This window comes from Bythopirellula superficialaquae (assembly GCF_059632245.1).
The window spans coordinates 5134097-5148178 of the sequence record NZ_CP197426.1; the positions used below are offsets into that span (position 1 = coordinate 5134097).

The 14082-nt window shown below is 55.4% G+C and carries 13 protein-coding genes; 4 read left to right on the forward strand and 9 right to left on the reverse strand.

Going from position 1 to position 14082, the window contains the following annotated elements:
- Positions 1-68: 68 nt before the first annotated feature.
- The 5 genes from SH678x_RS21185 to SH678x_RS21205 all read right to left on the reverse strand — a co-directional run bounded on the left by SH678x_RS21185 (position 69) and on the right by SH678x_RS21205 (position 5695).
- Positions 69-911, reverse strand: coding sequence for a PP2C family protein-serine/threonine phosphatase (locus SH678x_RS21185; protein WP_496920455.1), 843 nt, complete (start codon positions 909-911; stop codon positions 69-71).
- Between the two features lie 59 nt (positions 912-970).
- On the reverse strand, positions 971-1711 hold the full coding sequence (locus SH678x_RS21190) for a protein kinase domain-containing protein (protein ID WP_496920456.1): 741 nt from the start codon (positions 1709-1711) through the stop codon (positions 971-973).
- Between the two features lie 171 nt (positions 1712-1882).
- Positions 1883-2752, reverse strand: coding sequence for a ribonuclease H-like domain-containing protein (locus SH678x_RS21195; protein ID WP_496920457.1), 870 nt, complete (start codon positions 2750-2752; stop codon positions 1883-1885).
- Positions 2753-3292 (reverse strand): hypothetical protein, encoded by a 540-nt coding sequence (locus tag SH678x_RS21200; RefSeq protein WP_496920458.1) that lies wholly within the window; start codon positions 3290-3292, stop codon positions 2753-2755.
- Positions 3293-3310: 18 nt separating this feature from the next.
- Positions 3311-5695 (reverse strand): DEAD/DEAH box helicase, encoded by a 2385-nt coding sequence (locus SH678x_RS21205; RefSeq protein WP_496920459.1) that lies wholly within the window; start codon positions 5693-5695, stop codon positions 3311-3313.
- Positions 5696-5849: 154 nt separating this feature from the next.
- On the opposite strand from SH678x_RS21205, the gene SH678x_RS21210 reads away from it, so the two are divergent.
- The 4 genes from SH678x_RS21210 (at position 5850) to SH678x_RS21225 (ending at position 7989) form a co-directional block, all read left to right on the forward strand.
- The gene (locus SH678x_RS21210; RefSeq protein ID WP_496920460.1) at positions 5850-6095 is read left to right on the forward strand and encodes a hypothetical protein; all 246 of its coding nucleotides are present in this window, start codon (positions 5850-5852) and stop codon (positions 6093-6095) included.
- Positions 6092-6382, forward strand: a complete 291-nt coding sequence (locus SH678x_RS21215; protein WP_496920461.1) for a type II toxin-antitoxin system RelE/ParE family toxin — start codon at positions 6092-6094, stop codon at positions 6380-6382. Before SH678x_RS21210 ends, SH678x_RS21215 begins: the two co-directional genes overlap by 4 nt.
- A 48-nt stretch (positions 6383-6430) precedes the next feature.
- Positions 6431-7480, forward strand: a complete 1050-nt coding sequence (locus SH678x_RS21220) for a hypothetical protein (RefSeq protein ID WP_496920462.1) — start codon at positions 6431-6433, stop codon at positions 7478-7480.
- A 95-nt stretch (positions 7481-7575) separates the two neighbouring features.
- Positions 7576-7989, forward strand: coding sequence for a GlsB/YeaQ/YmgE family stress response membrane protein (locus tag SH678x_RS21225; RefSeq protein ID WP_496920463.1), 414 nt, complete (start codon positions 7576-7578; stop codon positions 7987-7989).
- Between the two features lie 210 nt (positions 7990-8199).
- Here the strand turns inward: SH678x_RS21225 and SH678x_RS21230 are convergent, their stop codons facing one another.
- The 4 genes from SH678x_RS21230 to SH678x_RS21245 form a co-directional block, all read right to left on the reverse strand.
- Positions 8200-9969: a vWA domain-containing protein gene (locus tag SH678x_RS21230; protein ID WP_496920464.1), complete on the reverse strand. Its 1770-nt coding sequence runs from the start codon at positions 9967-9969 to the stop codon at positions 8200-8202.
- 46 nt (positions 9970-10015) lie between these two features.
- Positions 10016-10498 (reverse strand): TadE/TadG family type IV pilus assembly protein, encoded by a 483-nt coding sequence (locus tag SH678x_RS21235; RefSeq protein WP_496920465.1) that lies wholly within the window; start codon positions 10496-10498, stop codon positions 10016-10018.
- Between the two features lie 27 nt (positions 10499-10525).
- A complete protein-coding gene (locus tag SH678x_RS21240) occupies positions 10526-10996 on the reverse strand; it encodes a TadE/TadG family type IV pilus assembly protein (protein WP_496920466.1) in 471 nt (156 codons plus the stop codon).
- Positions 10997-11358: 362 nt separating this feature from the next.
- Entirely contained in the window at positions 11359-13959 is a 2601-nt protein-coding gene (locus SH678x_RS21245; RefSeq protein WP_496920467.1) for an SdrD B-like domain-containing protein, read from the reverse strand.
- Positions 13960-14082 lie beyond the last annotated feature (123 nt).

The following is a 14082-nucleotide window of genomic DNA, read 5'->3' on the forward strand; positions in this document are numbered from 1 at the left end:
TTTTTATTGGTACATCGATTTAGCGTCGGTGCTTGCACCGCGGTACGAAGCGCTAAGCCGCAAGCGGCTTAATGAGTGCGGCGGAAGGCCACGACTGTCAGATCGTCGGGCTTGGAAGGTTTCGTGCCATTGGGGCCGCGTTCCATCCGCTTGAACGCCTCGGTCATCAATTGCTCAACCCCCTTGGGTAACGGACCTTTACGACAACGGGCAACGATCTCGTCGGTGAGCAGATTGTCGAGCAAACCATCCGACGTGAGCAGCAACGTATCGCGTAGCGACATCTTGCGCGACGGGCCCATTTCGATCCGCATCTCGGTTGAGCCGAGCACATTGGAAATCAAATGGCGCTCTTCGTGGTGGATGGCATCTTTTTCATCAAGAAGGCCTGCTTCAACCGCATAACCTACGGGTGAATGCGCAAGCGTTTGAAATTTCATCTTGCCGCGCTGGCCGACCAGCATGATCGCCGAATCGCCGATGTGATAGACGCGCACCGTGTCGCCTTGAATTTCCGCGACACAGAGTGTCGTGGCCGCGCCGGTCCCTAATTCAAGAATCGCGTGGTTCGCTCGATCGATACCGGCGATGATGGCCGAGCGAAGTTGCTCGGCATCGAGCGGGCCATCGCTTTCTTCAACCCGTTGGCGAAGCGCTTCTTCCATCTGCTCGATCGCCATCCGAGAAGCCAATTCCCCCGCGGCGTGCCCGCCTAAACCATCGGCCACCAGCAACACGGCCTGGTTTTCGCCCAGCGGAATCACCGCGGCGTTGTCTTCGTTGGGAGACGTTTTCTCGGGAGCGGTCCGTGAAGCGACGACGGCCAAGCCCCGGGCCACTTCGCGGGTTTCGAGGTGGTTGGGTTCAGCGAGAAAGGTGAAATACGGAGCTTCCATAGTTAGCGGCTGCACGGCACTTTGTCCTCGCACGGGGCCTCACCAGTTGGCAGCGAGCGGTGATAACTCACGCGTTATGACCACGCCATCGTTTCGAGATACTGACGCAACTGTCCGGCCGTGCGATATTTACGCAAGATGAGCGAACGCTTCAACCCACGACAAATCGCTTTCACTTCCGGGGGATGCTTCGAATACCACTGCTTTCCTCCGATAGCATCATAGAAGATTCGGATCAAATCACAAACATCATCATGCAAATCGTGGGCATGCGCCGTGCCGTAATCGTAGAAGTCCAAAAGCTTTATGTGAAATCCGATCCCCTGGCGGCGTATCAAGATATTGCCCATATGCAAGTCGCCATGATACTCGCGAGCGTTATGAATGCCTTCCATACCGACCGCCAGTGCGTAGAGCAAATGCAAACCTTGGAACACGCTTAAGCGTTTGCCCGGTTGTCGCATGAGGAACTTGCTTAGCAAATCACCTTCGACAAATTCCGAAACAAGAAACGTCACACGCTGATGTTTGTATGTAAAAAATTCGTGTGTGTGATATTGGATCAGAATCGGCACATGCCGGAGCTTGTTGAGTTTGCGCGAATAGAATCGCGACGCGCGATCGTTGATGTTGCGCTGAGGAAAAAAGAACTTGCCGGCACGTTCGATGTCGGTGGCGAGTTCACGCAGCTTGTAAACTTCACCTTCCCAGCCACGGCCCAAGCGCGAAATGATTTCATACTTCCCCGCCAGGATTCGCCCTGGAGGAAGTTGAAACGATTTGATCTCTTCAGGATTGGTGCGCGGGCGCGGCATGTGGTGTCGGTCAGAGTGGCAAGCGAGCCGTCGCAGCGCAAAAAACAGACGACGGAGTGAGGCGGGGAGATACTCTTATTTTACCTTGCGGAGCCTGAAAACGTGCTGAAAAAATGCTATTAAGCTGCAAGAGGCCGCTTGCGGCTTAGCGACCAAAATCACGGATCGGCATCATCCGGCCAGGCGTAGACCTATGTCCAGCAGTGTGACCAGATCAATCGCGTTGTGCAGCAAAATCGCGTTCATTTCATGGTCCTTGCCGGTGCGGACAAACTGTTGGTAAGCAGCAGGAATTTGGCTGCCGGGGATATCACCCGTGCGTCCCCGCCCGCAAATATGTCGCTCCAAAGTTTGCAGCTTGCAATCGGGCAGCTGCTTTCGCCAGCGCCGCCGGGCATGATGCAAGAAATCGACGTGGGCCAATTCCGGCTTTCGAGATCCACGAAACAGCAGGTGCCGGGCCGAGCGGTCGGCGATCATCGGCCAGTCAAAACTCTTGCCATTGAAGGTCACAATCAAACTCGTGGGGCTGGTCGCTTGCCAGAACGACACCAGCACAGCCCGTTCCTCGGCATAGTTGCGTGCCAGCAATAATTCGACCGCCAGTTGGCCCTCTACGAACCGCAGCAAGCCGATCAAAAACAGGCTGCTGCCAGCCAAGCCGCAGGTTTCCAGGTCCACCAGCAGCAAATCGTGGGGAAACGAGCGGATAAATTGGGACAAATCTTGGTTTTCACGGGGTTTTGGGGCCGGAATCTCCTGGCCGCTCAATTGGGCGTGCCGTTTGAGGGCCAAATCTTCGCCTCCAGGCCACAATTCTTCGAGCGGCAGCAGAATTCGCAGGTGCTGTCCGGCCTCGTTTTGAGCGACCGTGCCGCGTCGCAGCAGGCCTTCAATCGGCTTCACGGCCCGTGGTCGCAAGGGAGTCGCCACTTTGGAAGCAGCGGAGGCCGGCTGTGCCGATTGTGCCGGCAACGTACTCGCGGGGAGCGGACCGCGGTTGAGCTGTTCCAGGCGGCTGCGAAGGCGTTCATCGATCATCTACTTGCTCAGCTTCCACAGTTCGTCAATCGATTTAGCCTCGTCGGCCAGCCAATTATCAAGGCCGCCGCGCGTGGGAAATTTGGCTGCCATAATCGCAACCAGCACTCCCGTCATGATTAGACTCATGCGTTGCCCTTCGATGATATAGGCAATCAGGTTGAAAAACGCGGCCCCTTCTAAAATGGCCATGCTAATAATCAGCTTCGTTTGGTACATGCCAACCAGCGGACCAAGGAAACCGACGTTGGTTGCCCCTTGATAATTGTCCGGCAGGTTAATCGGCTTGCCTTTCAATAAAGACTTTTTGGTCGAAGCCATAATGAGATTAGGAATGGCAAACGACATCACAACCGCCAAACATCCTACGCCCAGGGCAATGTAAGCAATCAATGGTGGATCATTGTTGACTTGAGGGCTGAGCACAAAGACCGCGATCACAAAAAACACGACGACGCCGTTGATCAACGCCCCCGCGATGATCCGCATCGTCAGCAGAGCTTTGCTCAGAAAAACTTCTTGGTCTTCGTTGAGTTGCATTTTAATCGTCTTATTACTTCATACCGTTGCAGGAATGGCTGGTGATGGCACTATTACCTGTTGTCTTAAAATCTCCAACAGTCGCAAGGTGGCTTGCTTGTTCGGCATAGGATGGCCCCGTTTGAGGTCGGGATCGCTGTGATCGCCGGGAAAGAAATCGGGGAGCCCCACGCAACTCGGGCAGCCGCTTTCGCAGGGACAACCGGCCACCATTTCGTGGCAAATCTCGAGCAGTCGCTCGATGTGCTCAAAACCTTTCTCGCAATATCCCAATCCGCCCGGATAGCGATCGTACAGAATCATCGTCGAGTGCCCCAAATTTTGGCTGTCGACCACACCTCCGAGGTCGCGACTGTCGCACATCGAAACAAACGGCAGGGCCACAACGGCGAGGTTTCTCAGACCAATTACCCCTTCGCTCGCCCGTAAGCCAGCCAACTTCATGGTTTTACGGACTTCGTCGTTCGGGGCAAGCCATAAAGCCGTGGTCGCGAGTTGCTGGGCCGGAATCTCCACCGGGCCCATGCCGATGTTTTCGCGGGTATTGAATTTGATCTTCTTGAACGCAACGGTCTGCCACGAAACATCGACCTCACCGTAACCCACTTGCGCGAACGGGACTGCGCTGCTGGTGGCACGTTCCTTTTTGATCAGTACGTTGCTTTCGAGCACGGCCTGTGTGTAGTAATCCGTTTCACGCCGTTCGACATAAGCAATCTTGCCGTTGAGGTCGAGTTCACGAACCAAATAGGTCTCGCCGTTGTGCAAATAAACCGCTTCGGGATAAACTAGCTCAGGCGCACTCATCGCATCGACGTTGGCAATCACTTCAATGTCAGCGTTTCCACCTTCCGCCTTCCCCCGTCCGCCTTTCTTCAACACGATGCTGAACGTGTTGTCGCTCATGTTGCGCAAACTCACACCGACCGTGGGATTCTGCCCACCGGGGTGGTAATACTGCCCGTCGATCGCTTCGAGTTGTTGTTCGTCTCGCAGAATTTCGGCAATCGCCTGAGCAAGCGGCCCGAACAGTTTCAAGTCCGACGCATCCAGCGGCAACTCATAAGCGGCAGCTTTGAGATGTTTGGCCAACACGTAGGGATTATCAGGATCAACAACCGCGTGTTCCGGCGTTTGCGCGAAGAAATACTCGGGATGCCGTAGCAGATATTGATCGACTGGGTCATTGCCTGCCAGTAGCACGGCCAGGCTTTCATCGTGTCGACGGCCGCTGCGGCCTGCTTGTTGCCAACAACTGGCGATCGTGCCGGGATAATTTACTAACAACGCCACGTCAAGCGAGCCGATGTCGATGCCGAGTTCTAACGCATTTGTGGCTGCCACGGCGCGGAGCTTGCCGGCAAACAAAGCTTGCTCGATCTCGCGGCGCTCGTTGGGCAAATACCCACCGCGATAAGCTCGCACGTGCTTGGCATGCGGTGAATGAGCGTCGTCGAGCTGCTCTTTCACATAGCGGTGAATCAGCTCCGCCGCTTGGCGTGTGCGCGTAAACGCCAGGACCTGCCCTTCAGCGGCGAGGGCCTCGGTCATCCAAGTGACGGCATCGTCGTTGGGACTCGTCCGCGCGAGGCTATCCACCCCGATCGGCGAGGGATTCCACAGCGCGAAGTACTTTCGCCCGCGCGGCGAACCGTCGTTGGCAATCACATTCACATCACGACCGATCAATCGACTGACAAGCTCGCCTGGATTGGCAATCGTCGCGCTCGTGGCCAAAAAAATGGGCCGGCTGCCGTAGTGATCGCATACCCGCATGAGCCGCCGCAACACGGCCGACACATGCGCGCCGAGAATCCCGCGATAGGTGTGTACTTCGTCGATGACGATGAATTTGAGATCGGTAAAGAACTGGGCCCACTTGGGATGGTAGGGAAGTATTGAGGCGTGCAGCATGTCCGGATTCGTCAGCACAAGATTCGCTTCATTGCGAACCCGCCGCCGCTGAGCCGTGGGTGTGTCGCCGTCAAAAACTCCGGGCCGCACGAGCGAGGCCAACTCCGCATCGCCACCCACAAGTTCCAACAAACCCTTAAGCTGATCCTGCGCAAGCGCCTTCGTGGGATACAAATACAACGCCCGCGCGAACTCTGATTGCACGGCGGCTTCCAAAATCGGCAGGTTATAGCACAGTGTTTTGCCGCTCGCCGTGCCGGTGACGACCACCAGATCTTGCTCCGAGCGCGCCGCTTCAAGGGCCGACACCTGATGCGAATAAAGCTGCTCGATCTGGCGATTGGCGAGCAATCGCTGCAACGCCTCCGGCAAAGGTTGGCTGGGCACCGCGAACTGCCCCGGCCGCTCGGGCAGCATCTCGACGTGCTCAAGTTGCCCCGCATAATCACGGCGCGACTTCATGCGTTCCAAAAGTGCACCAACGTCCATGACCAAAACCCCTCCGTGACACCCCAGTCCCCTAAGTAGACAGGCGTTTAGTATAAGTTTCGGCCATCACAAACGGCAAGTTCAGTTGGCCGCCTCGATTTTTCTCGATGGCTGTCGTCCGTTAAGGTGATAAAATGAAGACGGAGGATTTCCTATGGCTGATATCACACCCCATGCCGACTATATTTCCGACGCTGTCAAACTGGGAATCTATCCCAACGCTGCGACGGCCCTCGACGAAGCTGTTAAACTTCTTAAGCAGCGGGACCAATTACGTGCCGACGTGCAAAAGGGTATTCAACAGGCAAACAATGGCCAGCTGATTCCTGCGGAAGAAGTTTTTCGCCGCTTAGAGGAACGTGTCACTGAAATCGAATCCCAAACCGCTCAGCAAGAATGAGCAGCTTCTCCTTTACTTCAGCAGCCGAAGAAGACCTGCTGGAGATTCTGAATTATATTGCTTTGCAACGGCCCGTGACTGCTCGTAAGTGGTTCGACACACTGCGCGAGAAGTGCGCGTTTCTATCCATCCAACCCGAATTAGGACAACTGCGTCCCGAGTTTGGTTCCAACTGCCGAAGTTTCAGCGTGAATCGCTGGGTCATCTACTACCAGGCCACTACCGACGAGATCGTCATCCTGCGTGTTTTGGACGGAGCGCGGGATGTGGAATCTTTACTAGGCTAACAAGATTTCGATCTCGCGAGCGAATCAAGCTCGGAGCTACACTTCAGCATGGACCAAGTCCCCAAATCTTCGACCTTCCGCTGGAAATGGCTGGTCGCCATCGCGCCACTGCTGTTCTTGGGTGTGTTCGTTTACCGTTGGTTGAACCCTCCGTACGACCCCCCATCGCAACCGGAACCTAACGCCTACAACGATCTCGTTGCACTCGGCGGTAAGCTTGCTCGACGCACAGGCTTTTACGACGAAATGCCGGAACAGGAACTGGCGACGGTCGTGGCCGCCAACGAACCTGTTCTGAGCGATGCTCGCGCCGCATTGCGGACAGATTCTATGGTTCCGCTTAATTGGGAAGCTGATCAGTCATGGTTCAGCGGTCACGTCAATAATTTTTCTGATTTGCGAAACCTCGCACGTGGCTTCGCCGCGGAAGGTTATCAAGCAACAAAGCAAGGCAACTCCCAACTTGCCGTCCGCTGTGGCGTGGACAATCTGATAGTCGCTTCTGCGATTTCCAAAGGTGGTCTCGGAACCGACTGGCTTGTGGGGATCGCGATTTATGCCGTTGGACTCGGCACGCTACGCGACACTTGTGGCACCGCGACCCTGGACGATTGCCGATTCGTCCTGAAAAATCTTCCTGAAGTCCGCGAGCACTTTGATCCACCGGCTGATATCACGGTACGTGAATGGCACTTTTGGCGGCGAATCTATGGGCCCTACCAAACGTTCTTAAGTGAACTTAGTTTTAGTAATAATCGAATGATGTTCGAAAACGACTTGGTGAAATTAGTTACACTGTATCAAGCCAAAACGGATCTCCTGAGGCTGCACTATGCCCTGCGGGCATACCAACTCCAAGAACAACGATTTCCCAAATCTCTCCACGAGTTGGCTGGCCGCGAGCTGAAGGCCGTTCCCAAGGATCCATTCAGCGGCCGCGATTTCATCTACGTCCCCGGCAAAGACCGCTACATCCTCTACAGCGTCGGTCCCAATCAAGTCGATGATGGGGGCATGGTAAACGACCAAGATCCTCAGCAAGGGGATTTGGTGCTTGAACCAACGCCGCCCGCAGAATCTATCGAGCGAGAAGACTAGCACTGCTAGCAATCAAGCGCTCTATCGCGCTGGGTTTTGCTTGAGTACAGTCTGCCACTCTCTTCGCAAGCAAATACGTCAAAGGATTGACGACCATGGAACAATTCGATCCCACACAAGGGGTGATTCTCAACGATTCAGTGCAACACCTCATCAACGACGTGCTCGTGTGGATTGGTTTTGGCACGGTCGTGGGACTACTGGCCAAGGCAATCATGCCGGGGCGCGATCCCGGGGGCGCGATTGCCACGATTTTCATGGGCATCGGCGGCACGATCATCGGGTGTGGCATCGCCAGCCATTTCAACCATGGCCAGCGCATCGTTCCGATCAGTCCTTTGGGAATGCTCGTGGGAACAATAGGCACACTGGTGATCCTGTTCTTTTATAAGATGCTCGGCGGCTATTATTTCGTCGAAGGGGAATATGTCACACAATCCCATCGTCGCCGCCGGAGCCTCGGTGGCCGTCGTCGTCGCACATTCGACACCGCCGCCTACGAAGATTAGTTAACCGCGGAAAACGAGTTAGCCGCAAGGCGTAGCGCGTCGCAGACGAGCGCGCTCCTTCTCCAAAATTCCCCTACCAACAAAAAGACACGCCGCCGCGTAAAACGCGACGGCGTGCGGTAGTGATCGGGCAAGAGCGGTTCAGGACACCAAGACCGCCGACTTGCGAATCGACCACCAAAGGGCAGGGGTGACTGCCATGCTTCAAAGCTAATCCGGCGTGGGAGCCGTCATCTCGTACACGAGTCGAGCCGGTGGAACTTGTGAAGCGATGTTTTGGAACGCTTCCACAAGTTGGTCTTCCATGTCGGCGGTGCCTCCGCCAGGTACGTTGATGAATATGCCGTTGCCAGCAAAAGCGATTGCCTTCATCAAGTCACGGTCGGCACCATCCCCCACGGCCAGCGTGTGGATGACAACTCCCAACTTGATCGCTTCGGTTGCTTCCCAGAAGGCATATCGTTTCTTCGTGTCGGAAGTCGTGTAATTGGCCGAGCCATCGCCGTCGTAGTCGGTCCAATCCGACCACTTGAAGCTGGAAGGTAAGCTCCAGCCACTCGGGGCTTGATTGGTTTGACCATCCGTCATGAGCAACATCGTGGGCCGTGCACCGTAACGGGTGTAGCCATCGTCGTTGGGATCATTGGCTTTGCCCACTAACAATTCGCGGGCTTTCAAAATGCCGTCACCCATAGCGGTCCAACCGTCATATTCACCGGCTTGGTGGCGGCGTTGCATCGAATCAATCACCGTGTAGTCCGTTGTGATCGGATTGTCTGAAATGTCGATGTTAACTTCGCCGTCATAGTACGACATTTGCGGTTCGGCCCACTTGCCGTAGGCAACCCAACCGACTTCATCTCCAAAATCAAGTTCGGTCAAGAAATCCATGAACAGCGACATGCCATTGCGATTGGCATGGAACGGATAATGCTTCGTTCGCCACAAGTCTTCGCTGAGGGTGGGATCAGGCCGACTTTCTTGCAAGTAATTCATCAATGTGCGGTAGCCATATTTTTTCTTGTAGGTACCACTCAAGTTTTTGACGTGGTTAATATAACCTTGCCACAACGAATCGCTTGTGGAATTGCTGGGGCGGGGCTTCGGAGAGCCATTGCTATATCGCCCTGATTGCGGGAACGGAAACTTGCGTTTTCCATCAGGTCCATTATCCGTCAATTTGAGAGACGCCATAATCGTGGCGGTGTCACTACTGGAAAGGTAGGTGCCCTCCGCGGTTTTGACCTGGCCGAAACCCGTGGCGGGAAATTTAGAGATCGATGTGTCGGGCCACTTGGGACTGGTTGCTACCAAGTCGCTCCACATATTGTCGAGCAATGTGTTAACTTCGCTGGCGCCCAAGTTGGAAATCAGCGAACTGTCGTCGTTCATCGAAGACGAAACATCGAGCACCACGACCAAATCGCGGGCTTCGATAAAGGCCGTCGCCGACGTTGTTATAGGCACCTGATCTCTCCCCACGGCCCATCCAAAGGCCAAAGGTAATTCGCCGTCGGGTTGGGTTGTGTCGGGATTGGTCTTGCGGGCCACGACCTGTACGACGTTGTAAGGATCGCTGTCCCACAGTATGGGCCAAGTGTTGGATTCGGCGTCATACATCCGCCGGCCGAAACGAACGTCCGTATCGGCGTTCACATAGATGCCATTTTTTTCGGCCACTTGAGCCGCCATCTCGCGGGCCGCGGCGATCGCGATCGAGTTCGCATCGATGTTGGCCGAGCCTTGGCCTTGCCCCGCGGCGTAAACTGCCGCGTTGATTTCTTGCGCGGCTGCTAACACCGCGGCATCGCAAGCGTTTTGCATTTCCGTTTCGGTGAGCACCATGCGGCCGGTGTCGACCGACAATGCGACGAAAGCAAAAATGGCGACCAAGGCAAACGCCGTGAGCACAACAATGATGCCGCGCCGTTGGCCTCCTCGAGACTGCTGTTGCTGATTAGTCGGTTGGATGTCTTTCATGGTGCATACTCCAGGACAAGGTTGGGGAGACGTGCTTAATAGGTATTTACTGGGATAACGTAGCGCGACCGTTACGGAAAACGATCGCCGCCTTCATGCCGTAGTCGTTCGAAGGACTCACGGGCGTAAAGCTCACACTGGAATAAGGGATCGTTATTTCCACTTGGAACAGCTTTAAATCGTTCGCGGGATCGTCGAGATCAAACGTGGTATTGGGATCGTCGGCATCGGTCACCGAGACGCTAATATCACTAGGGTCCAGGCCCGAAGAGGCGAGAAACTTCTTCACATCTTCTACTAATTTCGAGTTGGTGCTTTGCCCTTCAGGCAGCATCCCATCGCGATCCATCGAAGCGAACCGGGCCCCTTCTCGGGCCGCGGTTTCCAGCAAATTCTGGCCGTCGTAGGCGCGGCTGAGTTCAATCAAACCCAAAGCCGTTGAGAACAAAATGGGGGCTACAAAAGCGAATTCCACCGCGACGGCAGCGCGGCGGAAAGTTTCTTGGTTGCGATTTCGTTTGGTCTTCATGGTGACCTCGATTCAAGAACAGGGAGTTTATTCGTGACGCATAAATGCTTGCGCATCGATGATGACGTCTTTGAGAAAAGGCATAGGTACGATGGCCACGTCGTTGTAGGCCACTTTGGCTCGTACCACGAACAAGGTACGCGACTCGGTCTCTTCCAAATTGATATCCGGCATATCCTCCAGCGATTGGCCCGACTCCGGCATCGTGCTGCTCGCATCGAGCGAACTGGCGTTCTTCACAAAAATTTGCACGTGCTGCATAGGAACAACCGTGCCGAGCGATTGCTCGACACGGCTTTCCACTTGGGCCGTCGTGGAGCCCTCAACGGCCCCCACGCGAGCGGCATTACGGCATGCGCTGTTCATTACGTTGTTGATCAACTGCGCGTGACCGAATTCAAAAATGGCGAACACCAGAATGAGAAACACGGGCAACACCACGGCCGTCTCAACGATCGTGGTTCCACGGCGATGGCGGCTATTCGTACGACCGAACATAGTTGTCCGTCCTCTCCCTTGGCAGCGACGCATACGTGCGCACTGCCAATGCAAGCGCGAATCGCTGGGTCGTGGAGCCTGGCGACTCGGGGTTTGTCCGCGCTCATCTTGCCGCGCGAACTGTCAGGTGGGTGGGATAAGTTTCCGAAAAGGTGGGTGGACCAGTTTGCTGTCCATTAGAAATCTAGTTCAGATTTTTTCAGTTGGCGCGAAGAAATTCTAAGAATTCTCGGCTGTTGCAGATAGCAATCGCACACAAGGAGCTCTGTTGAGCTTTGACCACAACATGGTGAAATCCGCCAACAAAAAAAGTGGGCCGGAACAAATGTTCCGACCCACTTTGAGGCAAAAATGCATTGGTCTTAGTACGAGATATAGCTACGCTTCGACGACGGCACAGCCAATTCGCGGAAGTCATAATCCGTCGCATCGACACCTGAATCCAATTGGATGCCGATGAACAGGTCCTTGACCTGATCGGTGGTCACGTCGTTGGGAATCACGAACGGACCGGGATTCTCACCCAAGAAACCGCCGTGGCTACCTATCGAATCGGGGCCGTCCTTGTAACCGGTTGGCTGCGATTGAATGATGCGGTACGTACCCGACTTGAGATTGTTGAACGAATAGTTGCCGCTCGCGTCGGTTGTGGTCGTCAGCACCACGGCATTATTCTGGTTATCCGTTCCCTTGAGCGTGATCACGACGTTGGCCAGCAATCGGTCTCCAGCATCGTGGACGCCGTTGTTGTTTTTATCAACGTACACCGTGCCTGCGATGCTCGCAGGATCGACCTTCACCAACGTGGTTTCGTCGTCGTCGTTGTTATTGAGGTTGGTTTCCTGCTCATTGCCTTCAACGTGGGCCGTGTTGTACAGCGAGCCCTCGAAGTTGGCGGCAACCGCGACGGTGATTGTAATCGTCTTGGTAGCTCCCGAGGCGAGGTTACCGATCTCGAATTCCAAGTCACGGCCATTGATGGAATCGGGCACTTGCGAAGCGCTTACATAGGTCACGCCTGTCACCGGCAGCGTATCCGTCACCACCACGCCCGTCGCATTGGACGGACCGTTGTTCTTGATCGTCAGTGTGTAAGTGAACTGGCTGCCCGGTGCGACCGGATCTTGGCTGTCGATCTTGGTGATCTGCAAGTCGATCCGTGGCGTCACGGGATTGGAAACCGAGTCGGTATTGTTCGACAGGTTCACTTCCTTGGGAGCCGCCACCGTGGCTGTGTTCACAAGCGTGCCCGTGGCATTCTTGTTCACTTTGGCCTGAATCGTGATATAGATCGATTCGCCCGGATCGACCGTGCCGAGATTGGCCGTGATCACGCCCCCCACATGTTGCAACGTCACGCCGGGAATGCTGACCGTTCCAGAAACGAACGTCACGAACGAGGGCAGGGTATCGGTGAAAGTGGTTCCCGCGGCAGCGGAAGGACCTTCATTATCGATCTTAATGTTGTAGGTCAGCGTTTCATCGGGAGCGATCGAAGTCTGTTGTACCGACTTGTCGAGCACAAGGTCAAACCCGAAGAAACCAAAATCAAGCGTGCGATTGGTGTTGCCGTTATCCGATGTTTCAGCGCCACCGGCCAGCGTCATCGCCTGGCTTACGACACCGGCCCCCGCGAGCGGCGTACCGTTGTCATCGTTGTCGATGTTGTTATCGGGATCAGCAGCAAGAGCGCTACCCAGGCTCGAAGCCAAGCCTTCGAGCTTGCCACCTGCCGTGAAGTTCGTTGGATCGACTTGAACGATGTACTTGCCGGCAAACAGATTCTGGAACAGGTAATTGCCGTTCGCATCGGTCACGGCCTGACCCATCAGTTGGTCAACGCCCGCCGAGTAGCTATTGTCGCCGTTGGTGTCTTCGTAGAGGTTGAGCTTCACGCCCGCGATGCCGCTTTCGTTGGCATCGAATTGGCCGTCGTCGTCGATGTCGGCCCAGACGCGGTCACCCAAGCTGAGCTTCGGCGAGGCCGTGAAGTTGGCCCGCTTGGTGGTGAGACCTACAAGCCCCACGAGTGAAACCTGCCCGTCGACGGCATTCACGCCCTCAAAGGTCAATTCCAACGCACCGACGTTGGTAAAATTGGCCCCATTGCCACCTTTGGCGCTCGGAACGTCATCGAAGCGGAACACGGCCAAGCCCGTTGCGGCACCGCCCGGTGATTCCGGCACGGTGGTTATGTATTCCGACCAATTGTTCGCATCGGAATAAATGCGGAGTTTGATTTTCGCGTTGGGATGGTCGGCGCCCGAAGTCAGCGCGATGCCGGTCATCGTGTTGCCGTCGAACTCGGTGAGATCGATCCCCCCCAGACCGGTGTGGTTGATCGCCAAAGCATTACCGTCAACGCCGTCCCAAACAATTTTGGCGTTGCCGATGACGGTCGTATCACTGGCGAGCCGCAACAGACCCGCGGCACTAATCAACGACACTGACGAGAACGGATCGTTCCCCTGGGTCAGTTCAACGTACATGTCGCGTTCGCCACCCAACACGCCGTTGTCGACTTGCGTGGAATTCTGGCTCGATGGCAGCGGTGGCGCGGCACTTACGACTTGAGTTGTTTCGAAATCGTCGATTTCGGGGCCGTCGACGCCCTCGGCTTCTTGAAGCGTGATAACGATCTTCTGTGTGTCTTCGCCAGCTTCAAATTGCAGCGAAGAAGGAAGGGCGACCTTCACGAAATAGGTGCCCGCTTCCAGACCGTTGAAGCCGTACTGCCCCAGCGAATTGGTCGAAGCCGCATTGATTTGGACGTCGCTGGCGTCGAAACTGCCGTTGCCGTTGTCGCGGTAAAGTGTGACGTTTGCGCCGACCACAGCGACGTCGTTAGCCGCGTTGCCGTCGCCTTGCACGTCGGTCCGGACGAAGCCGATGATCTCCGCCATGTCGGCGGCCATCATTTGACGACTCTCAAGCTTCTCGAAGCCAAATTGCTTGGGACGCATAGAAACGGCTTGTTTTTGACGTCTTTTGCCGCCTAAGCGAACGGGAAACTTGAATGACTCGGAACCTGGGATAGCCATAACGATACCTCACGAGTGCTAGCTGGCCGACTTCGACAAGTGCAG

Excerpts from the sequence above, each read along its gene's own strand:
- SH678x_RS21190 (WP_496920456.1), bottom strand. The coding sequence starts at position 1,711 with ATGCCGCGCCCGCGCACCAATCCTGAAGAGATCAAATCGTTTCAACTT.
- SH678x_RS21195 (WP_496920457.1), bottom strand. The coding sequence starts at position 2,752 with ATGATCGATGAACGCCTTCGCAGCCGCCTGGAACAGCTCAACCGCGGT.
- SH678x_RS21200 (WP_496920458.1), bottom strand. The coding sequence starts at position 3,292 with ATGCAACTCAACGAAGACCAAGAAGTTTTTCTGAGCAAAGCTCTGCTG.
- SH678x_RS21205 (WP_496920459.1), bottom strand. The coding sequence starts at position 5,695 with ATGGACGTTGGTGCACTTTTGGAACGCATGAAGTCGCGCCGTGATTAT.
- SH678x_RS21210 (WP_496920460.1), top strand. The coding sequence starts at position 5,850 with ATGGCTGATATCACACCCCATGCCGACTATATTTCCGACGCTGTCAAA.
- SH678x_RS21215 (WP_496920461.1), top strand. The coding sequence starts at position 6,092 with ATGAGCAGCTTCTCCTTTACTTCAGCAGCCGAAGAAGACCTGCTGGAG.
- SH678x_RS21220 (WP_496920462.1), top strand. The coding sequence starts at position 6,431 with ATGGACCAAGTCCCCAAATCTTCGACCTTCCGCTGGAAATGGCTGGTC.
- SH678x_RS21225 (WP_496920463.1), top strand. The coding sequence starts at position 7,576 with ATGGAACAATTCGATCCCACACAAGGGGTGATTCTCAACGATTCAGTG.
- SH678x_RS21230 (WP_496920464.1), bottom strand. The coding sequence starts at position 9,969 with ATGAAAGACATCCAACCGACTAATCAGCAACAGCAGTCTCGAGGAGGC.
- SH678x_RS21235 (WP_496920465.1), bottom strand. The coding sequence starts at position 10,498 with ATGAAGACCAAACGAAATCGCAACCAAGAAACTTTCCGCCGCGCTGCC.
- SH678x_RS21240 (WP_496920466.1), bottom strand. The coding sequence starts at position 10,996 with ATGTTCGGTCGTACGAATAGCCGCCATCGCCGTGGAACCACGATCGTT.
- SH678x_RS21245 (WP_496920467.1), bottom strand. The coding sequence starts at position 13,959 with ATGCGTCCCAAGCAATTTGGCTTCGAGAAGCTTGAGAGTCGTCAAATG.